The following is a 23,809-nucleotide window of genomic DNA, read 5'->3' as shown; positions in this document are numbered from 1 at the left end:
CCATGAGCGCACGCGAGGTCTCCTTCACCACCCGGCTGAGGCGCGCGGGCGTCGACGACCCCGCACGGGCCGAGGGGCTCGTCCGCGAGATCCTCGAGGTCACCGGGATCGAGCTCGACGACCCGGCGACGGCGGTCTCCTACCTGGCCGACCCGGACACCGGGCTGCTGCAGCTGCTGCGGCTCGCGGAGTCCGCCCGCGACCACGGCCACCTCGACACGCTGGTGCGCCTCGCATCGTCCCTCGCCGGGGCGAAGCTCGGCGTGCTGCTCGGGGGCTCGACCGCGCTCGGCGACTTCCTGATCCGCCATCCGGAGCTCCTCGAGGACTTCGAGCGCTGGCCCGCCGACGAGCCCTTCACGGCGGTCGACACGCGTGCCGCGCTTCTCGAGGCGGTGGGGGCGGACCCGGCGGACGACGCTCCGGTCGCGGCGATCGGCGGCGCCGAGGGCATCGCGGCGATGCGCATCGCGTACCGGCGCGCGCTCATGCGGATCGCGGCGGCGGACCTGTACGAGCGCACGCCCCAGACGATCATGCCCGCGGTCGGGGCGGCGCTCGCCGACCTCGCGGGCGCCGCGCTCGAGGCGGGCCTCGCGATCGCGCGTCACGACGAGCCCGACCACGCCGCGACGCGCCTCGCGATCATCGCGATGGGCAAGTGCGGCGCGCGCGAGCTCAACTACGTCTCCGACGTGGATGTGATCTACGCCGCCGAGCCGGCCGCGGGGGTCGAGGACGCGCGCTCGCTGCAGGTCGCGACGCGCCTCGCCGTCGCCACGGCCAAGGCCTGCGGCGGCATGGGGGTCGAGCCCGCGCTGTGGGAGGTGGACCCCAACCTGCGGCCCGAGGGTCGCGACGGGCCGCTCGTGCGCAACCTCGCCTCGCACGTCGCCTACTACGAGCGCTGGGCCCAGGGATGGGAGTTCCAGGCGCTGCTCAAGGCCCGTCCCGTGGCGGGCGATCCCGAGGTGGGCGCGCAGTACGTCGGGCGGCTCCAGCCGATGGTGTGGAGCGCTGTCGAGCGCGAGGGCTTCGTCGAGTCCGCCCAGGCGATGCGCCGCCGCGTCGAGCAGCACGTGCCGGCCGCGGAGGCGGACCGCCAGATCAAGCTCGGGCCCGGGGGCCTGCGCGACGTCGAGTTCACCATCCAGCTGCTTCAGCTGGTCCACGGTCGCTCGGACGAGTCGCTGCGGGTGAGGGGCACGCTCGACGCCCTCGCCCGGCTCCGCGCCGGCGGGTACGTGGGCAGGCCGCAGGCCGCCGCGATGGACCGCTCCTACCGCCAGCTGCGGGTCTGGGAGCACCGCCTTCAGCTGCGCAAGCTCACCCGCACCCACCTCATGCCTGACAACGCGCAGGACCGTCGCATCCTCGCGCGCGCGAGCGGCTTCGCGACCGTCGAGTACATGGACGAGGTCTGGACCGACATCCGTCGCGATGTGCGCGCCATGCACCTCGAGATGTTCTACCGGCCCATCCTCCCGGTGGTCGCGCGGCTCAGCGCGGACGAGGCACGGCTCGACGATGCGGCGGCCAAGGCGAGGCTCGCCGCGATCGGCTTCGTCGATCCCGCCGGCGCGTACCGTCACATCCAGGCGCTGACCGAGGGCGTCTCGCGCACCAAGGCGATCCAGCGGCAGCTCATGCCCGCCCTCATCGGCTGGTTCGCGCAGGGCGCCGATCCGGACGCGGGGCTGCTGGCGTTCCGGCAGCTGTCGGAGCAGCTCTCCGGCACCCAGTGGTACCTCAAGCTGCTGCGCGACTCGGGGACGGCCGCCGAGCGGCTGGCACGGCTCCTGTCGACCTCGCAGTACGTGGCCCGCGCGCTGCTCGCGTCCGGCGGCGAGGCGGTGACGTGGCTCGATCGCGACGAGGACCTGGTCCCGCGCGACTACGCGCGCCTGTGGGGCGAGGCCGATGCGGTGCTGAGGCGGTCGAACGACCGCGAGCAGGCGATCACCGCGCTGCGGGGCCTGCGCCGCCGCGAGCTGTCCCGCGTGGCCGCCGCGGACGTGCTGGGCATGATCAACTCCTCGGCCGCGGCGCTCGCGGTGTCCCACAGCGCGGACATGCTCATCGAGGGGGCGCTGCGCATCGCGCGCGCCACGGTCGCGCAGGCGCGCGGCCTCGAGGAGCTCCCGATCCGCTTCGCGGTGATCGCGATGGGCCGCTACGGAGGGCTCGAGATGGGCTACGCGTCCGATGCGGACGTGCAGTTCGTGTGGGACGGCGACGGCCCCGACGGTCAGGCGATCGCGGTGCAGCTCGCGCAGGAGATCCGCAGCCTGCTCCAGAAGGTGGGTCCGCAGCCGCCGCTCGCGATCGACGCGGACCTTCGCCCCGAGGGGCGCAACGGGCCGCTGGCACGCTCGCTGGGCTCGTGCACCGAGTACTACGGCCGATGGTCGGACCCGTGGGAGGCCCAGGCCCTCCTGCGGGCTCGTCCGTGCGCGGGCGACGCGGGGCTCCGCGAGGACTTCCTGAGGATGATCGACGGCGTGCGCTACCCCCGGGAGCTGCCCGCGAGCGCGCTCAAGCAGATGCGCCTTCTCAAGGCGCGCATGGAGGCCGAGCGGCTGCCGCGCGGCATCGACCCGCGCCGTCATCTCAAGCTGGGGCCCGGCGGGCTGTCCGACGTCGAGTGGGTGGTGCAGCTCACGCAGCTGCGCCATGGGCATGCGCACCCCGAGCTGCGCACCACCGTGACGCTCGACGCGCTCGAGGCCGCCGCACGGCTCGATCTCATCGCGCGGCCCGATGCGACGCAGCTGCGGTCCGCATGGGTGCTCGCGACCGACCTGCGCGGCGCCCTCGCGCTGCGGGGCAACGCGCGCGACACCGACGTGCTCCCGCCGGACCTCAAGGAGCTCGGCGTGCTGGCCGAGATCCTCGGGACGTCCCTGACGGGCTCCGAGCTCGACGAGCGCTACTCGCGCAACTCCCGCCGCGCCCGCGCGGTGACGGAGCGCCTGTTCTTCGGCTGGGACGAGGACTCGCGGTGAAGGCGCTCAGGACCGTCGCGTCGGCGGTCCTCATCCTGCTCGGCGCCTCGCTCATCGCGTCGTGGGCCGTGGGCGGTGTGCTGGTGCGCACGGTCGAGGACGGCACCGCGGTGCACGGGATCGCGGAGCGGGCGCTCGCGACCGACGCGATCGTCGACGCCGCCGCGGACGCCATGGCCGACGGCGCGCTCGACGCGATCGCGGAAGCGGGCGTGGACCTCGAGCGCCTCGGCCTCGACGCGGCGGTGCGCGCCGCGATCGAGGGCGCCGCGCGCTCCGACGACTTCCGTGACGCGGTCCTCGACCAGATCGATGCGGCGCACGCCCAGTTCGCGGCCGAGGCGACCGCCGAGGACCGCGCGCCGGCGCCGCTCCTCATCGACATCGATGCCTCCGGGTACGTCAACGCGCGCATCGACGACGTCCCCGGGATCGGCTCGCGCGTGCCCGACCTGGCGCTCGAGCCCGTGCCGGTCCGCGTGCTCAGCGCGACGGCCTTCGAGCGCGTGCGCACCGGCTACCGCTACGCCGAGCTCGCGCAGCGGTGGGGCCTGTGGGCGGGCATCGCGTGCATCGTGCTCGGGCTCGTGGTGACGCACCGGACCCGATGGTTCCTCGCGAAGGCGGGGCTCGCGGTCGGGGCCGTGGCGGGCGGGCTGTGGCTGGTCCTCACGTGGTGGGGCGTCGAGGGGATCGCGCGCGCCCTGCCGGGGGGCCAGGACGGCGCGGCTGGGGAGGCGCTGCTGCGCATCGTCACGGCGGAGGGCGTCGACGCGCTTGCGGGGAGGCTCGGCGTGGTCGCGCTCGTGGGCCTCGCAGTGGGCGCCGTGGCGCTCGCGGGGGCGCTTCTCATGGGGCGACGGCGGGCCTGACCCGCGCCAGGTCGGCGTCCTCAGTCCAGCAGCGGCGACATCTGGCGCGTCGACAGCGCCCGCACTGCCTGGGCGGATCCCGCCTCGAGCGCCTCCCACAGGGCGTCGCCCGTGAGCGACGCGGCGCCGCCGACGCGCAGCGCGTGGGACATCACGCCCGCCGCGAACGCATCGCCCGCGCCGTTGGGGTCCACCACGTCGACCACGGGTGCCTCGACGCGTGCGAAGGAGCCGTCCGAGCCGACGGCGATCGCCCCGCGCGCGCCGAGCGTGCACACCGCGAGGCGCTTGCCGTCCTCGACCAGCGAGCGCAGGTAGACCGACGGGCTGTCCATGCGGTCGCCGTTCATGAGGATCACGTCCGCGGCCTCGACGAAGGGCCGGTGGAAGGCCTCGACGCCGTCGTAGTCGTGCACGTCCACCCACACCTCGTGGGCGAGCGCCGTCACCTCGGGGATGAGCGCGCGGGACAGGTCGGCGAGGTCCAGGAACACCGCGCGCGCGTGGACCAGCGCCTCTCGCGCGCTCGCCCGGGCGCGTCGCAGCTCCTCCTCGCCGATGTCGGCTGCGGCCTGGAGGTAGATCGAGACCCGCTCACCGCGCGCCGACATGAGGTTGAGGTGGCGCTCGCTGGGGCCTGCGGTGCGCACGGCGGTCACGTCGACGCCGGAAGCCCGGAGAGCCGCGATGAGCGACTCGCCCGTCGCATCGTCCCCCTGCGTGGTGAGCAGCGTGGCCGAGACGCCCCTGTCGACCAGGTGGAGAGCCTTGCCCGCGGAGGTCCCGCCGAGCACGGTGCTCGACGCCTGCGCGAAGACCGTGTGGGGCTCGGGGCGCGGCAGCCGGTCGAGCGTGACGATGAGGTTCTCGCTCGTGGGCCCCACCACGAGCACCTCGGGCTCAGTCACGGTTGGCCGCCTGCGGCACCGCGGTCGAGCGGCGCACCTTGAGCTCGTAGGGGAGGGAGACGGCGACGTGCGTGGCCTCCGCGGCGTCGGGCCGCAGCTCGCCGAGCAGCGCCTCGGCGGCCAGCCGGCCCTGCTCGACGGGATGCTGGTCGACGGTGGTGAGCTCGAAGAACTCGCCCAGCTCGTGACCGTCGATCCCGATCACGGAGAGCTCCTCGGGCACCCGCAGCCCGAGGTCGCGCGCGGCGAGGATGGTGCCGATCGCCATCTCGTCCGATGCCGCGAAGATCGCGGACGGTCGCACGCGGGGGTCGCCCAGCAGCTGCTTGGCGGCCTCGTAGCCGCCCTGGATGGTGAAGTCGCCGATCGAGCGCAGGCGCGCATCGGGCTCGATCCCGGCATCGGCGAGCGCCGCCTCGTAGCCCTCGCGGCGGTGCAGGGGGAGCGCGAAGTCGAGGTTGGTGCGCTCCTCGCCGCCGATGAAGCCGATGCGGCGGTGGCCCAGGGAGGTGAGGTGCGACGTCGCGAGATGCGCGACCGCGCGGTCGTCGAGGCTGAGCGTGGTGACGCCGGAGAGCGGGCCGCCGACGCCCACCATCGGCTTGCGGAGGTCGTGGATGCGCGCGAGCTCCGAGTCCGTGAGCTCGACCGAGACCGCGATGAACGCGTCGACACGCTTGCGCTGGAGGAACTCCGCGAACAGGCGCTTGCGCCGCTCCGGATGACGGTCCGTGTCCTCGAGGTGGTAGAGCGTGATGTCGTAGCCCGCATCCGCGAGAGCGCGGTTCGCTCCCTTGAGCACGCTGCCGTAGTACCAGCTGCCCAGGACGGGCAGCACGAAGCCCACGTTCCGCGTCCGGCCCGACGCGAGGGACGATGCGGTGGCGGAGGCGACGTACCCGAGCTCGCGCGCGGCGTCCTCGACCTTCTTGCGCGTCGCAGCCGAGACGGTCGCCTTGCCCGCGAGGGCGCGTGAGACGGTCGCGGTGGACACGCCTGCGCGCTCGGCGACACCCTGGATCGTCGCCACCCTCGGCTCCTTCCGTCGCGGACCCGCCCGCCGCCGTGGCGCGCGGGCCGTACCTGCGGGAATCCTACCCGCGCGCGCGCACCCAGACTGTCGCGTCCGCGGGCAGCGCGCCGTCCTCGAGCGCGTGGGAGGCGACCAGCACGTCGCCGTCCACGGGCACCGGCTCGCCGCTCACGTTCGCGATCACGCGGATGTCGCCCACGCGGTGGATCAACACGCCCTCGGGGGAGTCCTCCCACTCGACCGCGCCGGCGCCCACGCCCAGCCCGTGCTCGCGACGCAGGTGCAGCGCGGCGCGGTACATCTCGAGCGTCGAGCCCTCGACGCCCGCCTGCGCGTCGCGCGCGAGCGTGCCGTAGACGGTGGGCTGCGGCAGCCACGCGTCGCCGGTGGGGGAGAAGCCGTACGCGGGGGCGTCGGCCTCCCACGGGAGCGGGACGCGGCAGCCGTCGCGGCCGTAGCGCTCGCCCTCGGTGCGGTGCCAGGTCGGGTCCTGACGCGCATCGTCGGGGATGTCGATCGCCTCGGGCAGGCCGAGCTCCTCGCCCTGGTAGAGGTAGGCGCCGCCGGGCAGCGAGAGCATGAAGAGCGAGGCCGCACGGGCGCGGCGGATGCCCTCCTCGACGTCGGGAAGGCCGGGGCTCGCGGGGCCCACGCCGTGGCCCTGCGGGGTGTCCTTGCCCAGCGCGAGGCGCGTGGCGTGGCGGATCATGTCGTGGTTGGAGAGCACCCAGGTCGACGGGGCGCCGACGGCGCCGAAGGTGGCGATCGAGTCGTCGATCACCGCGCGGAGGTCCGCGGCGTCCCAGTGGGTCTCCATGTAGCCGAAGTTGAACGTCTGGTGCATCTCGTCCGGACGCACCCAGTTCGCCATGAAGTCGAGCGGGTACACCCACGCCTCGGCCGCGAGGATGCGGTCGCCGTCGTACTCGTCGGTGACCTTGCGCCAGCGGCGCCAGACCTCGTGGACGCCGTCCTGCGCCCAGTACGGCGACTGCGTGGCGGCGCCGCCGCCCATCGACGCCTCCTCGTCGTCCTGCACGAAGTCGGGCAAGCCGTCGGCCTTGATGAGCCCGTGCGCTACGTCCACGCGGAAGCCGTCGACGCCGCGGTCGAGCCAGAAGCGCAGCACGCCGTCGAACTCCTCGCGGACCTCCTCGAGCTCCCAGTTGAAGTCGGGCTGCGACGTGTCGAAGATGTGCAGGTACCACTGGCCGGCGGTGCCGTCGGGCTCGGTCACGCGGGTCCACATGGGCCCGCCGAACACGGACTCCCAGTTGTTCGGGGGCAGCTCGCCGTGCGCGCCCTTGCCGTCGCGGAAGATGTAGCGCTCGCGCTCCTTCGAGCCCGGGCCCGCCGCGAGGGCGGCCTGGAACCACTCGTGCTGGTCGCTCGAGTGGTTAGGGACGATGTCCGCGATCACGCGGAGGCCGAGCTCGTGCGCGCGGGCCACCATCGCGTCGAAGTCCTCGAGCGTGCCGAACAGCGGGTCCACGTCGCGGAAGTCCGAGACGTCGTAGCCCGCGTCCTTCTGGGGCGAGCGGTAGAACGGCGACAGCCAGATCGCGTCCACGCCCAGGTCGGCGAGCGAGTCGAGGCGCGCGGTGATGCCGCGCAGATCGCCCACCCCGGTGCCGCTCGAGTCCGCGAACGAGCGGGGGTAGATCTGGTAGATCACGGACGAGCGCCACCAGTCCTGCGCCTCGCGGTGCGGGGCGGCGATGTCCTGGGCTGCGACGGTGTGGGCCACGGTGTCCTCTCGGAGGGTCGGGTGGTCGCGCGAGGGACCCGCGGCGACGATGCCGCCCAATGTAAGCGGTTACATCGGGTGGGTGCAAACCGAGCCCGAGACCCACGCCGGGCGCCGTGCGCGCGCTGGCGGGACATGGGTGCCAGATCCTGACCGGATCGTGCCTCCATGTCCCGCCAGGCTCTGGTGCGCGCACGGGAATCCCCGCGACCTCATGGTTGTTGCGGCACGCATCGCGCCCGCGCACGGGCGCCCGCCCGAAGGAGCCGCCATGACTGCGATCTGCCCCAGCCGCCGCGCGTCCCGCGACGATGCCCCGACTGCCACGCCGCTCGACCCGCCCGCCGCGACGGTCCGCACGGCGGTGACCGTGCCGCTGCGCTTCGCCGACGGCTTCGCGACCACCGGCCGGGTCATGACCTTCGCGGGGCTTGTCGACGGCAAGGAGCACCTCGCGATCGCGTTGGGCGACTGGGAGCGCGCGCTCGCCCGCGCGGCTTCCGGGGGAGAGGCGCCGCTCGTGCGCCCGCACTCCGAGTGCCTCACGGGCGACGTCCTGGGCTCCGAGCGCTGCGACTGCGGACCCCAGCTGCGGGAGGCGGCCGAGCGCATCGGCGCGACCGGTGGATTCCTGCTCTACCTGCGTCAGGAGGGTCGCGGCATCGGCCTCTACGCGAAGCTCGACGCGTACGCCCTCCAGGACGCCGGTCTCGACACCTACGAGGCCAACGTCGCGCTGGGCCACGGCGAGGACGAGCGCGACTACGCGCCTGCCGCGCAGATGCTGCGCGCGCTCGGCGCGGACCGGATCCGCCTGCTGAGCAACAACCCCGACAAGGCCGCCCAGCTTGCGCTGCTCGGGGTGTCGGTCGAGGAGCGCGTCGCGACCGGCGTGCACCTGAGCGATGCGAACGCGCGCTACCTCGCGACCAAGGTCGAGCACACCGCGCACACCCTCGCGCTCCCCGGGCTGCTCTGACCCGCCCCACCGGTTGACGTGGCCCCGGACCAGGCGTTTCATTGAGAGGTTGAGCGCGACCGGGGGAGGGGCGCGATGAAGCGCATCGTGGTGTGCTGCGACGGCACATGGAGCAAGGCGGACCAGGGCAACCCGACGAACGTGGTGAAGCTCGCGCTCGCGGTGGCGCCGCAGGATGGGGACGGCGTCGAGCAGCACGTCCACTACGTCACCGGGGTCGGCACGTCGGGGCCGAAGCTGCTGGGCGGGGCCTTCGGCTGGGGCCTGTCGGAGAACGTGCGCCAGGGCTACCTGCGCATCGCCGAGGAGTACGAGCCCGGCGACCAGATCTACCTCATCGGCTACAGCCGCGGCGCCTACACGGCGCGCTCGATCGCGGGCTTCCTGCGCAACGCCGGGATCCTCAAGCCCGACCATCTCGGCAGGCTCGGTGAGGCCTACGCGCTGTACCGGTCGCGGTCCAAGGCGAGCGCGCCCGGGGCCCGCAAGGCCGAGCTGTTCCGCCGCAACTACTCGCACGAGGGCCTCGAGATCCAGTTCGTGGGCGTGTTCGACACGGTCGGCTCGCTGGGCATCCCCGGCACCACCGTGCCCGTGATCGAGTGGTTCAACCGGCGGTGGTCGTTCCACGACACGCAGCTGTCGCGCTCGGTCAAGGCCGCGCACCATGCCATCGCGATCGACGAGCAGCGGACCACCTTCGCACCCACGCTCTGGAACCTCCCCGAGCCGGCCCCGGGCCAGATCCTCGAGCAGGTGTGGTTCGCGGGCTGCCATTCGAACGTGGGGGGCGGAGGCGGTGGCGGCACGGGCCTGTCCGACATCACGATGCGGTGGGTCGCGCATCGTGCCGCGGCGCAGGGGCTGGCCTTCGTGGACGATGCGTTCGTCGAGGGCGGCACCGTGCGCGCGGGCGAGGCCGAGTCGGTCCCGTTCACGCCGGACCAGATGGGACCGATCGGCAACTCGCGCTCCGGAATCTTCAAGCTGTGGCGGCCGCTCATCCGCCCGATCGGTCAGGCGAAGGACGGCTTCGAGTCGCTGTCCTCTACCGCGGTGGCGCGCCACGCCGCCCAGCCGACCGACCACCCGCAGAACCTCATCGATGCGCTCGCCGGGCCGCATCGTGTCACGGAGGTCTGAGCCTGCTCGAGGCGGCAGCGCGGTGACGTGATCGCTCGGACGTCCTCGCACCTTTCCTGCGCGAACGGCGATGACGGGGGCGCGATCACGCCGTGCCTGCCGCCGTCCCCTCGTGCAGGAAAAGTGCGAGGGCCGCCGCGCGCACCTGTCGGCCCCGTGCCGTGGCGCGCCGACGGCTAGATGGTGAGCCACCCCGTCGCGAGCCCGACCACGCCCACCGCGGCCGCGACCAGCGACACCGCGAGGATCACGGTCTCGCGCGGGCTGAACCACCGCCGGCCCTGCTCGCGCCTCACCATGATGAACAGGATCGACGCGGGCGCGTAGATGATCGAGGACACGAGCACGAACGTCAGGCCCGCCGCGAACAGCAGGAACACCACGTACGCGGTCGCCAGCACCCCGAGCGCGAGCTCGCGGCGCCTCGCGCGCGCCTCGGGGTAGCCGTCGCGCAGCGCCGCGATCTTGAGCAGGTAGCCCGCCGCGAAGAGGAACGGGATGAGCGACAGCGCGCTCGTGAGGTCCACCATGAAGTTCACCGCGTCCGCCGACACTAGCACCACGAGCAGCATCGCCTGAGTGAGCACCGACGTGGTGATGAGCGCCGTCGTGGGGACGTCGCGATCGGACTGGCGGCCGAGGAAGCGCGGCATGTCGTGGTCCTGCGCGGCCACGAAGAGCAGCTCCGCCGCGATGAGCGTCCACGCGAGGTAGGCCCCCAGGATCGACACGATGAGCCCGACGCTGATGAACACCGATCCCCAGCCGCCCACCACGGACTCGAGCACGCCGGCCATCGACGGCTGGCGCAGCTCGGCCATCTCGGCAGCGGGCATGACGCCGTAGGAGACCATCGTGACCGAGGCGAAGATCGCGAAGACGCTGAGGTAGCCCAGCACCGTCGCGCGGCCCACGTCCTCGCGGCGCCTCGCGTGCCGCGAGTACATGCTCGCCCCCTCGACTCCCAGGAAGACGAAGACCATGACGAGCATCGTCTCCTTGACCTGGTCGAACAGCGGCAGCCCGGACGCGCCCGCCATGTTGTCCATGAACACCTGCGGGTCCACGTAGAACAGCACGATCACGATGAACACGATGATCGGTACCAGCTTGGCGAGCGTGACGATGCGGTTGATGGCCGCCGCCTCCTTCACGCCCTGGCGGACCAGCAGGTAGAAGCCCCAGAGCCCCGCGCTCGAGAGCACCACCGCGAGCACCGTGTCGCCCTCGCCGAGCGCGGGGAACATCCCGCCCATGGTCGACATGATGAGCACCCAGAAGGACACGTTGCCCACGCATGTGGTCGCCCAGTAGCCGAATGCGGAGAAGAAGCCCAGGTACTCGCCGAAGCCCGCCTTCGCATAGGCGTAGATGCCCGCGTCCAGGTGCGGCTTGCGGTTGCCGAGCGCCTGGAACATGAGCGCGAGCATGAGCGTCCCGAAGCCCGCGACGGCCCAGGCGATGAGCGCGCCGCTCACGCCCGTCGCCGCGGCGAACCTCTGGGGGAGCGTGAAGACGCCCGCGCCCACCATCGTCCCGATGACCATCGTGGTCATGGTGAGCAGCGACAGCTTCACGGGTGCGTGCCCGGGGGATCCCGCCATCGGCCCTCCTCCCACGCCGCATCGTCCTCTCGAAACCTAACAAGCGCAGGGACGATGCGCCCGGCGGACCGCTCGGCCCGGGTCAGGACCCGGCGAGCGTCAGCCCGAAGCCGACCACCGCCCACAGGCCGGCCGCCACGCGCCCCTTGCGGTACGCGAAGGGGATCATCGACGTGGTGAGCATGGTGATGAGCGCTCCCGTGGTGAAGGCGGCGAGCCGCGCGCCCGTCACGTCGCTGAGCGCGGTGGCCACGCCGAAGCCCAACGCCGAGCAGCCGCCCGCGACCACCACCACCGAGCCCCACAGCGCCACCTGCCGCGACGCCTTCCAGCCGGTCGCGCGCATCTCCGCGGCGGGGGCGAGCGCCTGGGGGATGTTGGACACCCACACCGAGGTCGCGAGCGCGGGGCTCACGGTGAGGCCCGCCGCCAGCTGGATGCCGAAGATGAGGGACTCGGGGAGCGCGTCGATGATGTTGCCGACGACGATCCCCATGGCGCCCGACTCGCCGAAGCGCCGCTCGACGATGCGGTCGGCGAGCGCGTACACGGCGCCGCCGATAAGGAGCCAGGCGCCGATCTCGAGGTTGCCCAGCGAGTCGAGGGCCTGGGGGACCAGCTGGAACGAGGCCGCACCCAGGAGCGCGCCCGAGCCCAGCCCGGCGAGCCACCCCACCGTCCCGTCCGAGAACGTGAGGCGGTACACCACGAGGCACGCGAGCAGCAGGGAGGACTGCGTCGCGATGCCCACGAGCAGCGCCTCGACCATAGGCTCACCCTAGGCCGCTGCGCGGCGGTCTGCCTGGGATCTCGCGGGGCGGAAGGAATCCCCCTCCGCGCGCAGCGAGTCCGCGCTGCACCTGGCGCATCGCTGCGGATCCTGGTCCACTGAGGACGTGCGGACCGAGGGGAGGGAGACGCATGAGGATCATCGTGCTGATGAAGGTGGTGCAGGACACCTACGTCGAGCGCACGCTGTCGCTCGAGACCGGGCTCGCGGAGCGCTCCGCGGACACGGCGGTGCTCGACGAGGTCGACGAGCGCGCACTCGAAGTCGCGCTCTCCTACGCGGACGCCCACGAGGCGACCGAGGTGGTGCTGCTCGCGATGGCCCCCGAGCTCGCGCAGCCGACCCTGCGCAAGGCGCTCGCGATGGGGGCGACCGACGCGGTCCAGGTGGTCGACGACGCGCTCGTAGGGGCTGATCTCATGCTCACGGCGGAGGTGCTCGCCGCAGCCGCCCGGCACGCAGGCTTCGACCTGATCGTCGCCGGCAACGCCTCGACCGATGGGATGGGCGGCGCCGTGCCGGCAGCGATGGCCGAGCTGCTCGCGGTGCCGTGCGCGACGTTCCTGTCCTCTGTCGAGATCACCGAGGACGCCGTGACGGGCGTCCGAGCCTCGGACGCGGCGGCGGTGAGCGTCTCCGCGCCGCTGCCGGCCCTCATCTCGGTCACGGAGGCGCTGCCCGATGCGCGCCTGCCCAACTTCAAGGGGCTCATGGCCGCGAAGAAGAAGGAGATCGCGGTGCTCTCGCTCGCGGAACTGGGCGTGGACGCCGAGGACCCCGCCGTGCCGCGCTCGATCATGATCGCGGCGCGCGAGCGGCCCCCGCGAGAGGCGGGCGTGAAGATCGTCGACTCCGGCGACGCGGGGGAGCGGCTCGCCGACTTCCTCGTCGAGAACCGGCTCGCGTGAAGGGGCGGACCATGACGGAACCCATCCTGGTGCTGCTCGACCGCGACCCCACGGGTGGCCTCGCGGCGTCGTCGGCCGGCCTGCTGGGCGCCGCCGGCTCGCTCGGCACACCCGTCGCGCTCCTCGTCGGGGACGATGCGGCGGTCGAGGCGGCCGCCGCCGGCCGCCTGGGTGCGGCGCGGGTGCTGATCGCGCCCGCGGGCGCGTTCGGCGTCGGCGCGGTCGACGCGCTCGAGGCGGCCGTGGCCGCCGTGGTCCCCGCCGCCGTGCTCGTCTCGCACTCCGTCGAGGGTCGGGAGGCCGCCGCACGGTACGCGGCGCGGGCGCGCGCGACGCTCGCGGTCGACGCCGTCGGGGTCTCGCGCGACAGCGAGGGCGTCGTCTCTCATCACAGCGTGTACGGCGGGGGCTTCCTGGTCGACTCGGCGCCCACCTTCGGCGCTCCGGTGGTGACGATGCGCCAGGGCGCCGTCGAGGCCCGTGCGGAGGCCGTCGCGGATCCCGTGGTCGAGGAGCTGAAGGTCGAGGCGTCCGGCCTGCCCGCGGTCGCGGTGGCCGCGGTCGAGCCCATCGTCGAGTCCTCGTCGCGGCCTGACCTGCGCGGCGCCGCGAAGGTGGTCTCCGGCGGCCGCGGCATCGGCTCGGCGGAGCAGTTCGCGCTGGTCGAGCGGCTCGCCGATGCGCTCGGCGCCGCGGTGGGCGCCTCGCGCGTGGCCGTGGACGAGGGCTTCGCGCCGTCCTCGCATCAGGTGGGTCAGACGGGCGTCTCCGTGTCGCCGGACCTGTACATCGCGCTCGGCATCTCCGGGGCGATCCAGCACCGCTCCGGCATGCAGACCTCCAAGACGATCGTGGTGATCAACACCGACGCCGACGCGCCGTTGTTCGAGATCGCCGACTTCGGCGTGGTCGGCGACCTGTTCGACGTGGTGCCGCAGCTTATCGCGGCGCTCGAGGCGAGGCGGGGCTCGTGACCCCCGGCGTGCGTCGAGGTCTTCCCCGGGTGCCGGGAGGCGAGCCGTGGCCGCCGGCGCGCGCGGGGGGATCCGCCGACGCCGTCGGCGTGGCGCTGCGCCGCGGCCTGCCGAGGACGCCGGGCGGTGAGCCGTGGCCCGCGGCGGGCTTCGCTCCGGCGTCCGTCGCGGTCCCCGCCGGTGCGCCGGTCGACGTGCCGGTCGACGAGCCGGCGCCGGTGGCGCCGGCTCCCGAGGCGGCCCCCGCCGCGCATGAGCCCGCCCCGGTCCCGATCCCCGCGCCCCGCCGCATGGGGCGCGGCGGGCGCGCGGTCATCGGTCTCGCGGTGCTGCTCGCCGTCGGGGGACTCGTGGTGCTGGTGGCGCGATGGCTCGTGAGCCTCGACGCGGTCGAGCGGTTCCTCGAGACCTATCCGGGCACCTACCCGCTCCCGGAAGGGGCGCCGGTCGGCATCCCGGCGTGGCTCTCCTGGCAGCACTTCTTCAATGTCTTCCTGCTGGTGCTCATCGTGCGCACGGGGCTCGAGGTGCGCCTGCAGCAGCGGCCCGAGGCGCATTGGGCGCGTCGCGCCGACCCTGCGAGCCGGATCAGCCTGAGCTCGTGGACCCACCAGGCGCTCGATGTGCTGTGGGTGGCGAACGGCGCGCTCTACATCGTCCTGCTGCTCGCGACGGGGCAATGGATGCGCATCGTGCCCACGAGCTGGAGCGTCTTCCCCAACGCGCTCTCGACGGCGCTGCAGTACGCCTCGCTCGACTGGCCGGCGCACGACAGCTGGGCGTACTACAACGCGCTCCAGCAGCTCGCCTACTTCGTCACGGTGTTCATCGCCGCGCCGCTCGCGATCGTCACGGGCGTCCGCATGAGCATCTACTGGCGTGGCGGCCCGCGAGGGGACCGCGTCTACCCGAAGAGCGTCGCGCGGGCGCTCCACTTCCCGGTGATGGTCTACTTCGTCGCCTTCGTGGTCGGCCACGTCGGGCTGGTGCTCCTCACCGGCGCCCGCGAGAACCTGGAGCACATGTACGCCGCGAGCGACGCGGGCGGATGGCTGGGCGTGGGGATCTTCCTGGTGTCGCTCGGGGTCATCGCGGGCGCGGTGGCGGCTCTCAGGCCGCTCCTGATCGCGCCGGTCGCGGGTCGCTTCGGGTCCGTCAGCGGGCGCTGACGGACCCGTTGTATACATCACTGCGACACCAGTGCTACTTTCGCCGTGTTGGGCCGCATTCTGTATGCAAGGCCCCGAGGAGGCGAGATGCGCACGAGCGAGCGGGTCTACGCGGCGCTTCGCACGGAGATCCTCGAGGGTGCTCTCGCGCCCGGTGCCCCGCTGGCTGAGATCGAGCAGTCCGAGCGCCTGGGGGTCTCGCGGACCCCGCTCCGCGAGGCGCTCTCGCGGCTGCAGTCCGACGGCCTGGTCGCGGCGCGTGGCGGACGTGGGCTCGTGGTCGCCGGGCTCTCGCTGGACGATGTCCGCGAGCTGTTCGAGCTCCGCGCGGCGCTCGAGGTGAAGGCCGCGAGCCTCGCGGCCCAGCGCCGCGACCCCGTGGTCTTCGAGGCTCTCCGTGACGAGCTGCGCGACGCGGGGGAGCGGCTCGCCTCCGAGCCCTCCCGCGACGGCTTCTACGCCCTCACCGCGCGCATGGACGCGGAGATCGATCGCGCGGCCGCGAACGCGTACCTCCAGGCCGCCCTCAGGGGCGTGCGCGCGCACGTTGCGCGCCTGCGCCGCCTCTCGAGCGACGACGAGTCGCGCCTGCGCGAGGCGACCCAGGAGCATCTGCTCATCGTCGACGCGATCATCGAGGGCTCGCCCACCATGGCCGCCCATGCGACCGAGCTCCACCTCCATCGCAGCCTTGCCAGCGTCCTGCGATCCGTCGACCGCTCCGACCCCGAGGAGATCCCCGCGTGAAGACCTACGCCGTCCGCGCCCACACCTCCGCCGAGGCGCTGCCTCGCTGGGAGCAGCTCGCCTGGAGGATCGCGGAGGTCGCCGCCGATCCCGCGCCCGTGACACCCGACGTCGAGGACATGGTCATCAACCGCGTGATCGACAACGCCGCGGTCGCGGTCGCGTCGTACGGCCGCTCGGCCCCGTCCGCCGCCCGCGCGCAGGCGCTCGCCCATGGCGCATCGTCCGGCGGGCGCGGCGCGACGGTCCTCGGCGAGCCGGGCGCGACCCGCGTGAGCGCGGAGTGGGCTGCGTGGGCCAACGGCGTCGCGGTGCGCGAGCTCGACTACCACGACACGTTCCTCGCGGAGGAGTACTCGCACCCGGGTGACAACATCCCGCCGCTCGTCGCGGTCGCGCAGCACTCGTCCGGATGCGGCGTCACGGGCGAGGACCTCCTGCGCGGCATCGTGACCGCCTACGAGATCCAGATCGACCTGGTCAAGGCCATCAGCCTCCACCGGCACAAGATCGACCACGTCGCGCACCTGGGCCCCTCGGCCGCGGCGGGCATCGGGACGATGCTCGGGCTGGACACGGAGACGATCTTCCAGGCCGTGGGGCAGGCGCTTCACACGACGACCGCGACGCGGCAGTCCCGCAAGGGCGAGATCTCGTCGTGGAAGGCGCACGCGCCCGCGCTCGCCGGCAAGCTCGCCGTCGAGGCCGTGGACCGGGCGATGCGCGGCCAGACCTCGCCCACCCCCATCTACGAGGGCGAGGACGGGGTGATCGCGCGGCTCCTGGGCGGCTTCGACGCCGCCTACGAGGTGTCGCTACCCGAGCAGGGGGAGCCGCGCCGCGCCATCCTCGACTCGTACACCAAGGAGCACTCAGCCGAGTACCAGTCCCAGGCGTGGATCGATCTCGCGCGTCGGCTGCACCACGAGCACCCCGAGATCGCGGACCCCGACCGCGTCGAGCGCATCGTGCTCGCGACCTCGCACCATACGCACTACGTGATCGGCTCGGGCTCGGGCGACCCGGAGAAGTACTCGCCCACGGCCTCACGCGAGACGCTCGACCACTCGCTGCCGTACATCTTCACCGTCGCGCTCCAGGACGGGTGCTTCGATCACGAGTCGTCCTACCTGCCCGAGCGCGCCGCGCGGCCGGACACGGTGGCGCTGTGGCGGCGCATCGTCACCACGGAGGATCCCGACTGGACTCGCCGCTACCACTCGACCGACCCCGCGGAGAAGGCGTTCGGCGGGTCGATCGAGGTGACCTTCGCCGATGGCAGCATGTTCCGCGACTCGATCGCTGTCGCCGATGCGCACCCCCTGGGCGCGCGGCCCTTCGCCCGCGTCGACTATGTGCGGAAGTTTCGCACCCTGGCGGCGGACGTCCTCGAGGAGGCGGAGGTCGAGCGCTTCCTCGATGTCGCGCAGCGCCTGCCCGCGCTCGCCCCCGAGGAGCTGGGCGAGCTCACCTTCACCGTCCCCGATGCCGTGCGCGCCGCCGCCCCCGCGCCGCGCGGGTTGCTCTAGGGAGGCACGATGCTGTACTCGACCGCCACGCCCGCGGCCAAGCGCGCGGCGTTCCGCGAGCGGCTGGCGTCCGGCGAGCTGCTCCGCATGCCGGGCGCCTTCAACCCGCTGTCGGCGCGGCTCATCGAGCAGCGCGGCTTCGAGGGCGTCTACGTCTCGGGCGCCGTGCTGTCGGCGGACCTGGGGCTGCCGGACATCGGGCTCACCACCCTGACCGAGGTGGCGGCGCGGACGCGTCAGATCGCCCGCATGACGGACCTGCCTGTGCTCGTCGATGCGGACACGGGCTTCGGCGAGCCCATGAACGTCGCGCGCACGGTGCAGGAGCTCGAGGATGCCGGGGTCTCCGGCCTCCACATCGAGGACCAGGTCAATCCCAAGCGCTGCGGTCACCTCGACGGCAAGGAGGTGGTCGACGAGGCCACGGCGCTCGCGCGGATCCGCGCCGCCGTGGACGCCCGCCGCGACCCGAACCTGGTCATCATGGCGCGCACCGACATCCGTGGGGTCTCGGGCCTGGCGGATGCCCTCGACCGCGCGCGGGCGCTCGTGGACGCCGGCGCCGACGCGATCTTCCCCGAGGCGATGGCGACCCTCGCGGAGTTCGAGGCGATGCGCGCGGCGGTCGACGTCCCGCTGCTCGCGAACATGACCGAGTTCGGCAAGTCCGAGCTGTTCACGGTCGAGGCGCTGCGGGACGTGGGTGTGAACATGGTGATCTGGCCGGTGTCGCTGCTGCGACTCGCGATGGGCGCCGCGATGCGCGCCCTCGACACGCTGGACTCCGAGGGCACGCTCGGTCCTCGCGTGGGGGAGATGCAGCACCGCGCCGAGCTCTACGACCTCCTCGACTACCAGGGCTACAGCCGGTTCGACTCCGACATCTTCAACTTCTCCGTGGTCAGGGACTGACCTCTGCAAGTCATCTACTCGGGCATCACAAAGGAGTGATCATGAGCGACAACCCCGAGGTCCGGAAGGGCCTGGTCGGCGTCGTGGCCGACACGACCGCGGTGTCGAAGGTCAACGTCGAGACCAACTCGCTGCTCTATCGCGGCTACCCGGTCCAGGAGCTCGCGGCCCTGTGCTCCTTCGAGGACGTGGTCTACCTGCTGTGGAACGGCGTCCTCCCCACCCCCGAGGAACGTGAGCGCTCGCTCGCCCTCGAGCGCACGCATCGTGACCTGGGCGACCGGCTCATGGGGGTGATCCAGAGGCTTCCCGACTCGACCCACCCCATGGACGTGGTCCGCACCGCGGTGAGCGTGCTCGGAGGCGAGGACCCGACGGCGTGGAGCCATGATCCGGAGGAGATCCGCGACAAGGCGCTCGTGCTGATCGCGAAGGTGCCGGCGGTGGTGGCGTACATCCAGCGTCATCGGCGCGGTCTCGACATCGTGCCGCCGCGCGAGGACCTCGGCTACGCCGCGAACTTCCTCTGGATGACCTTCGGCGAGGAGCCTCCCGAGACCGTCAGGAAGGCGTTCGACGTCTCCATGACGCTGTACGCCGAGCACAGCTTCAACGCCTCGACCTTCACCGCGCGCGTGGTGACGTCGACGCTCTCCGACTACTACAGCGCGATCGTCGCCGCGATCGGCGCCCTCAAGGGTCCGCTCCACGGGGGAGCGAACGAGGCGGTGATGAGGACCTTCGACGAGATCGGCTCGGCGGCGAAGGTGCGCGACTGGCTGGACCAGGCGCTGGCGGAGAAGCGCAAGATCATGGGCTTCGGGCATCGCGTCTACAAGCGCGGCGACTCCCGCGTGCCGACCATGAAGGCCTCGCTCGACACGCTCGTCGCGCACTACGACCGTCCCGACCTCGCCGAGCTCTACGACACCCTCGAGGCCGAGTTCGTCGCGCGCAAGGGCATCTACCCGAACCTCGACTACCCGTCGGGCCCGGCGTACCGCCTCATGGGCTTCGACACCGAGCTGTTCACGCCGATCTTCGTGATGTCGCGGATCGCGGGTTGGACCGCGCATATCCAGGAGCAGCTCGCGAGCAATGCGCTCATCCGGCCGCTATCGCTGTACGACGGTCCGGGGGAGAGGCACATCCCCGGCTACGTGGCGTCGGCAGGCTCGGCGGCGGCCGCGACCCGCCAGGAGGAGGTGGCCGGCTGACCGCTTGCCCCTGGTCGGGGCTGGAGGCGCTCCACGCCGGCGAGCACGCGCGGGTGTGCGCCGCCGCTATGCTCGGCGACAACTGAGGGGGTGCGGTGGAGGGCTACCTGTTCGTCAGGGCGTTCTGGCTGATCATCGAGCTGCTCGAGCTCTGGGGATTCCAGCCGACCCGCAGGCGCCTCGCGAAGCTGAGGTCCCGCGGCCTCATCTCCGCGCACACCTGCGTCGCGTCCGGCACCGTGCCCGGGCTCAAGCCGTTCTGGGAGTCCAAGACGCGCTGGCGCGTCGAGGAGGGCAGGCTCGCGCGCCGGGACGAGGCGATCGCGGTCCGCGCCGTGGATGTCGCGGGACGCGTCCCGACGGCCGTCGAGGAGCAGGTCTTGGGCACCTCGGCGAGCGCGCACCGGGTGCGCGTCCCGTTCGGCGATGAGCCCTTCGGTGAGGGGCCGCCGCTCAGGATCGTCACGGTCCGCACGGACGATGCCGCGATCGAGATCGCGCTCGACCCGGCCGACGAGCGGTGGTTCCGGGAGCGGCTCATGGGGGCGCGCGACGCCGCAGCGCTCGGGGGCGCGTGATGTGGGAAGCGGTCTTTGAGGTCATCGCTGGGTTCTTCGGCGACAGCTGGGGCGGTTCGCCGAGCGAGAAGGCGCTCGCCAAGGATCGCGCGCGCGGACGCATCACGGCGCCGTCGCGCACGACATCGGGGCGAGTCCCCGGGCTTCAGCCCTGGTGGCAGGCGTACCCCACATGGACCGTCGCACGGGAAGAGTTGCGAGTGGGCCGGCGGGTCCTTGCGGGCGTTGTGGCAGACGGAGGGGCCCGCATCCCCACCAGTGTCGAGGAGGGGAGTGTCGGTACGAACATGAGCGTCGTGACGCTGCGGACGGCCGATGCGGTGATCGAGATCGCGCTCGAACCGTCAGACGAGCGGTGGTTCCGCGACCGGCTGGCCGGCGTGAACGCGATCGAGCCGTCCTAGCGGACCAGGTCCTCGGCGATCTCCAGCGCGGCGGCGGTGCGCTCGGCGGCCGTGCCGCCCAGGTCGTTGCCCGGCTTGTTGGCGATGAGCACCGTCATGACCGCCATGCGGATGCGCAGGCGATCCTCGATCGAGGCCTCGTCGGGGATCGCGGCCTCCCACAGGCGCACCTTGAGGTCGTGGACCAGGCTTGTGCCGAGGTTCTGGAGCGCGACCTCGTTCTGCTGGACGCAGCGCATCACGTCGCCGGGAACGCCCTGCGTGATGCCCGCGAGGCGGTGGATCATCTCGAGCCGACGCTCGCGGGTCGAGGGCTCGGCGCGCATCCAGGCGACCAGCTCGTCGAGCGCGGTCGAGGCCTGCGAGAGGAGCGACTCGAGGATGTCGTCCTTGGTCTTGAAGTGGTAGTAGAGCGCGGCCTTGGTGACGCCCAGGTCCTCGGCGATCTCGCGCAACGAGGTCTGGTCGTAGCCGTTCTCGGTGAAGCGCTCGAGCGCGACCTCCTGGATGCGCGCGCGGGTGTCGCCGCGGCGTCGGGTGGGGGTCTCGGTCATCGCTTCCTCTCATGACGCCGGTGCAAGCGGGATTCTGCGGGAATTCGGGAATCGACTTGACGGCCGGCTAGTTCCAGCATAGCGTCCTGTCTGTAACTTACCGGGCGGCTAGGAAGTTCCTCAAGGGCTCATCGTCCCGCTTCCGCACCGCCCAAGGCCCCGGCTCCCTCAGGAGCCCCGGCCCCGCCCGCACGGGCTCCCCGGCGATGCCGCCCTCCCCGGACCTGACGCGCGCCACCGCGCGTGCACCTGAAAGGCACCCATGGACACCACCCCCGATCCCCGCCGCTGGTGGGGCCTGGCCGCGATCGGCCTTGCTCAGCTGATGGTCGTGCTCGACATGACCATCGTCAACATCGCACTGCCCACCGCGCAGGCGGACCTCGGCATCTCCGACGCCGACCGTCAGTGGGTCATCACCGCCTACACGCTCGCGTTCGGCGGGCTCCTCCTGCTCGGAGGCCGCCTCGGCGACGTCTTCGGACGCAAGCAGGTCCTCATCACCGGCCTGATCGGCTTCGCCGCGGCCTCCGCGTTCGGGGGCGTCTCGCAGACCTTCGCGATGCTCATCATCGCTCGCGCCCTGCAGGGCGTGTTCGCCGCGCTGCTCGCGCCGGCGGCCCTGTCCATGCTCAACGTGACGTTCACCGATCCCAAGGAGCGCGCCCGCGCGCTCGGCGTCTACGGCGCGATCGCAGGCGGCGGCGCGGCGCTGGGCCTCATCCTCGGCGGCACGCTCACGCAGTACCTCGACTGGCGCTGGACGCTCATGGTCAACGTGCCCATCGCGGTGGTCGCCGTGATCGGCGCGGTGCTCTTCCTGCACAACCACGGCACCGAGGGCATCCGCACCCGGCTCGACATCCCCGGCGCGCTGCTCGCGACCGGCGGCGTGCTCGCGATCGTCTACGCGCTGAGCGAGGCCGAGCAGCACGGGTGGACGTCCACCTTGGTGCTGTCCATGCTCGCCCTGGGCGCGGCGCTGCTCGTGGTGTTCGTGCTCGTCGAGCGCCGCACCCCGCACGCGCTCCTGCCCCTGCACCTGCTGCGCGACCGCAACCGCGTCGGCGCCCTGAGCGCGGTGGGCCTGACCCAGATCGGCATGTTCGGCGTCTTCCTGTTCCTCACCTACTACCTCCAGGGGATCCAGGGGTACTCGCCGCTCAAGACCGGCGTGGCCTTCCTGCCCATGGTGCTCGGCATGATGACCGGCGCGGTCGGCATCTCGGCCCGCTTCCTGCCCCGCGTCGGCCCCCGTCGCCTCATGCTCCCCGGCATGCTCATCGCGGCGTCGGCGCTGGCGTTCCTCACGCAGATCGACGTGGGCTCGACCTACTGGCTGCACGTGTTCCCCGGCCTGCTGCTCCTGGGCCTCGGCATGGGCATGACGTTCATGCCGTCGATGGCCACCGCGACCGGCGGTGTGCGTGGGACCGATGCGGGCGTGGTCTCCGCGACGCTCAACACCACCCAGCAGGTGGGCGGGTCGATCGGCATCGCGCTGCTCAACACGGTCGCCGCGACCGCCACGACGAACTGGATCGCCGATCACGGCGCCACCACCCCCGCGGAGATGGCGGAGGCCACGGTCCAGGGCTTCTCGACCGCGATGTGGATCTCGGTGGGCGCGGTGCTGCTCGCGGCGCTCGTCGCCGCCCTGCTGGTGCAGTCGCGTCCGATGGTGGGCGGGGCGCATGCCGGCGAGGCCGCGGTCGCGGCCGCGGGTGAGCAGATCTCGGGCGCCGACGCCGCGGCCGTCCCGGCGGTCGCCGGCGGGTCCGAGGGCGACGCCGAGCGAGCCTGACGCCTCGTCGCCTCTGCCGACGCGAAGTGCCCGTTCTCCCACGAGGGCGGGCACTTCGCGTCGGTGTCAACGCTGGCGCGCTGCGGGGAAGCGCTCAGGGGGTCGGTGGCAGCGCCGACGACGGCACCGACGCCTCCGGGCCGGCCTCGCCCCCGAGGCTCGCGGCGAGCAGCTCGCGCGCGCGGGCGAGGTGCTCGTCGAGCATCGCCGCCGCGCCCTCGCCGTCGCCGGCCTCGATGAGCGCGAGGATGCGCGCGTGCTCGGCGACGATGATCTCGGGGCTCAGCCGCTGGCGGCCCTGCAGCTGCGCCATGCACAGCTTCACCTCGAACGCGAGGGAGTGGTACATCGCGGAGGTGCGCGTGCTGGCGAGCGAGTCGATGAGGCTCGTATGGAAGCGCATGTCCGGGTCGACGATCGCGTAGGAGCCCTCGGCCCACAGCGCCGCGATCTCGGCGTTGGCCTCGCACGCGGCTGCAGGCACCTGCCGCGTGAGCGCGAGCCGGCGCAGCACCTCCGACTCGAGGTAGGTGCGCGTGCGGTAGATGTCGCGCACGTCCTCCGGCCCGAGCGTGATGACGCGCGCCGTCTTGTGGTTGGCGCGGACCAGCACCTTCTCGCCGGTGAGCCGCTCGATCGCGGCGCGGGCGCTCGCGCGGGCGACGTCGTAGCGCGTCGAGACCTCGAGCTCGGTGAGCGGCGTGCCGGGAGCGAGCTCGCCTGAGACGACCTTCTCGCGCAGGTCCTCGACCAGCGCGTCGACCAGGCTGGTCACCACGATCCCTCGCGCCATCGCCGTCCTCCGTCGGTCGGGTCGGGACGATGCGGCGGTCCGAGCCGCAACGCCTGCGAGCAATCTATCCGATCCGGGACCCTTGTCACTTGCGTCTACTTGTCGGACAATCGGCGTGTCCGTGTGTATGGCGCTCTCG

Annotated in this window: 21 protein-coding genes; 14 read left to right on the top strand and 7 right to left on the bottom strand. The window is 72.5% G+C overall.

Features of this window, described 5'->3' with window-relative positions:
• Positions 1-2: 2 nt before the first annotated feature.
• Both AOM06_RS05370 and AOM06_RS05365 read left to right on the top strand, forming a co-directional pair.
• Entirely contained in the window at positions 3-3,005 is a 3,003-nt protein-coding gene (locus AOM06_RS05370) for a bifunctional [glutamine synthetase] adenylyltransferase/[glutamine synthetase]-adenylyl-L-tyrosine phosphorylase (protein WP_062303720.1), read from the top strand.
• Positions 3,002-3,877, top strand: a complete 876-nt coding sequence (locus AOM06_RS05365) for a hypothetical protein (RefSeq protein WP_062303719.1) — start codon at positions 3,002-3,004, stop codon at positions 3,875-3,877. Before AOM06_RS05370 ends, AOM06_RS05365 begins: the two co-directional genes overlap by 4 nt.
• A gap of 20 nt (positions 3,878-3,897) precedes the next feature.
• Here the strand turns inward: AOM06_RS05365 and AOM06_RS05360 are convergent, their stop codons facing one another.
• From AOM06_RS05360 to AOM06_RS05350, 3 genes are all read right to left on the bottom strand, one after another.
• Positions 3,898-4,785 carry a carbohydrate kinase family protein gene (locus tag AOM06_RS05360; RefSeq protein WP_062303718.1) on the bottom strand — a complete coding sequence of 296 codons (888 nt, stop codon included), beginning with the start codon at positions 4,783-4,785 and terminating at the stop codon, positions 3,898-3,900.
• A complete protein-coding gene (locus tag AOM06_RS05355; protein ID WP_062303717.1) occupies positions 4,778-5,815 on the bottom strand; it encodes a LacI family DNA-binding transcriptional regulator in 1,038 nt (345 codons plus the stop codon). The genes AOM06_RS05360 and AOM06_RS05355 overlap by 8 nt, the downstream gene beginning before the upstream one ends.
• A gap of 64 nt (positions 5,816-5,879) precedes the next feature.
• A complete protein-coding gene (locus tag AOM06_RS05350; protein ID WP_062303830.1) occupies positions 5,880-7,565 on the bottom strand; it encodes a glycoside hydrolase family 13 protein in 1,686 nt (561 codons plus the stop codon).
• Positions 7,566-7,836: 271 nt separating this feature from the next.
• Here AOM06_RS05350 and AOM06_RS05345 point away from each other — a divergent pair, with 271 nt between their 5' ends.
• Positions 7,837-8,544: a GTP cyclohydrolase II gene (locus AOM06_RS05345; RefSeq protein ID WP_082105335.1), complete on the top strand. Its 708-nt coding sequence runs from the start codon at positions 7,837-7,839 to the stop codon at positions 8,542-8,544.
• Positions 8,545-8,619: 75 nt separating this feature from the next.
• Positions 8,620-9,687, top strand: a complete 1,068-nt coding sequence (locus tag AOM06_RS05340) for a T6SS phospholipase effector Tle1-like catalytic domain-containing protein (protein WP_062303716.1) — start codon at positions 8,620-8,622, stop codon at positions 9,685-9,687.
• Positions 9,688-9,863: 176 nt separating this feature from the next.
• Here the strand turns inward: AOM06_RS05340 and AOM06_RS05335 are convergent, their stop codons facing one another.
• Both AOM06_RS05335 and AOM06_RS05330 read right to left on the bottom strand, forming a co-directional pair.
• Positions 9,864-11,291 carry a basic amino acid/polyamine antiporter gene (locus tag AOM06_RS05335; protein ID WP_062303715.1) on the bottom strand — a complete coding sequence of 476 codons (1,428 nt, stop codon included), beginning with the start codon at positions 11,289-11,291 and terminating at the stop codon, positions 9,864-9,866.
• A gap of 82 nt (positions 11,292-11,373) precedes the next feature.
• Positions 11,374-12,060, bottom strand: a complete 687-nt coding sequence (locus tag AOM06_RS05330) for a ZIP family metal transporter (protein ID WP_062303714.1) — start codon at positions 12,058-12,060, stop codon at positions 11,374-11,376.
• Between the two features lie 152 nt (positions 12,061-12,212).
• On the opposite strand from AOM06_RS05330, the gene AOM06_RS05325 reads away from it, so the two are divergent.
• The 9 genes from AOM06_RS05325 (at position 12,213) to AOM06_RS14715 (ending at position 20,519) form a co-directional block, all read left to right on the top strand.
• Positions 12,213-12,989, top strand: a complete 777-nt coding sequence (locus AOM06_RS05325; protein ID WP_062303713.1) for an electron transfer flavoprotein subunit beta/FixA family protein — start codon at positions 12,213-12,215, stop codon at positions 12,987-12,989.
• An 11-nt stretch (positions 12,990-13,000) separates the two neighbouring features.
• Entirely contained in the window at positions 13,001-13,963 is a 963-nt protein-coding gene (locus AOM06_RS05320; protein ID WP_062303712.1) for an electron transfer flavoprotein subunit alpha/FixB family protein, read from the top strand.
• On the top strand, positions 13,960-15,132 hold the full coding sequence (locus AOM06_RS05315) for a cytochrome b/b6 domain-containing protein (RefSeq protein WP_082105334.1): 1,173 nt from the start codon (positions 13,960-13,962) through the stop codon (positions 15,130-15,132). Before AOM06_RS05320 ends, AOM06_RS05315 begins: the two co-directional genes overlap by 4 nt.
• A gap of 87 nt (positions 15,133-15,219) precedes the next feature.
• Positions 15,220-15,879, top strand: coding sequence for a GntR family transcriptional regulator (locus AOM06_RS05310; RefSeq protein WP_062303711.1), 660 nt, complete (start codon positions 15,220-15,222; stop codon positions 15,877-15,879).
• Complete coding sequence (locus tag AOM06_RS05305) at positions 15,876-17,408, top strand: MmgE/PrpD family protein (protein ID WP_062303710.1); 1,533 nt, start codon at positions 15,876-15,878, stop codon at positions 17,406-17,408. Before AOM06_RS05310 ends, AOM06_RS05305 begins: the two co-directional genes overlap by 4 nt.
• A gap of 9 nt (positions 17,409-17,417) precedes the next feature.
• The gene (gene prpB / locus AOM06_RS05300) at positions 17,418-18,320 is read left to right on the top strand and encodes a methylisocitrate lyase (protein WP_062303709.1); all 903 of its coding nucleotides are present in this window, start codon (positions 17,418-17,420) and stop codon (positions 18,318-18,320) included.
• A 41-nt stretch (positions 18,321-18,361) separates the two neighbouring features.
• The gene (locus AOM06_RS05295) at positions 18,362-19,537 is read left to right on the top strand and encodes a bifunctional 2-methylcitrate synthase/citrate synthase (RefSeq protein ID WP_062303708.1); all 1,176 of its coding nucleotides are present in this window, start codon (positions 18,362-18,364) and stop codon (positions 19,535-19,537) included.
• A gap of 95 nt (positions 19,538-19,632) precedes the next feature.
• On the top strand, positions 19,633-20,115 hold the full coding sequence (locus AOM06_RS05290; RefSeq protein ID WP_062303707.1) for a hypothetical protein: 483 nt from the start codon (positions 19,633-19,635) through the stop codon (positions 20,113-20,115).
• Positions 20,115-20,519, top strand: a complete 405-nt coding sequence (locus AOM06_RS14715; RefSeq protein WP_156163590.1) for a hypothetical protein — start codon at positions 20,115-20,117, stop codon at positions 20,517-20,519. Before AOM06_RS05290 ends, AOM06_RS14715 begins: the two co-directional genes overlap by 1 nt.
• Here AOM06_RS14715 and AOM06_RS05285 read toward each other — a convergent pair.
• Positions 20,516-21,073 carry a TetR/AcrR family transcriptional regulator gene (locus tag AOM06_RS05285; RefSeq protein ID WP_062303706.1) on the bottom strand — a complete coding sequence of 186 codons (558 nt, stop codon included), beginning with the start codon at positions 21,071-21,073 and terminating at the stop codon, positions 20,516-20,518. The two genes, AOM06_RS14715 and AOM06_RS05285, sit on opposite strands and share 4 nt — an antisense overlap.
• A 262-nt stretch (positions 21,074-21,335) precedes the next feature.
• On the opposite strand from AOM06_RS05285, the gene AOM06_RS05280 reads away from it, so the two are divergent.
• Entirely contained in the window at positions 21,336-22,877 is a 1,542-nt protein-coding gene (locus AOM06_RS05280) for an MFS transporter (protein WP_082105333.1), read from the top strand.
• Positions 22,878-22,971: 94 nt separating this feature from the next.
• Here the strand turns inward: AOM06_RS05280 and AOM06_RS05275 are convergent, their stop codons facing one another.
• Positions 22,972-23,670, bottom strand: a complete 699-nt coding sequence (locus tag AOM06_RS05275; protein WP_062303705.1) for a GntR family transcriptional regulator — start codon at positions 23,668-23,670, stop codon at positions 22,972-22,974.
• Positions 23,671-23,809 lie beyond the last annotated feature (139 nt).

The sequence above is a fragment of the Demequina subtropica genome (assembly GCF_000971235.1).
Classification (GTDB): Bacteria; Actinomycetota; Actinomycetes; order Actinomycetales; family Demequinaceae; genus Demequina; species Demequina subtropica.
The sequence above is the reverse complement of the archived record's forward strand: the minus strand, read 5'-3'. Positions and strand labels throughout refer to the sequence as shown.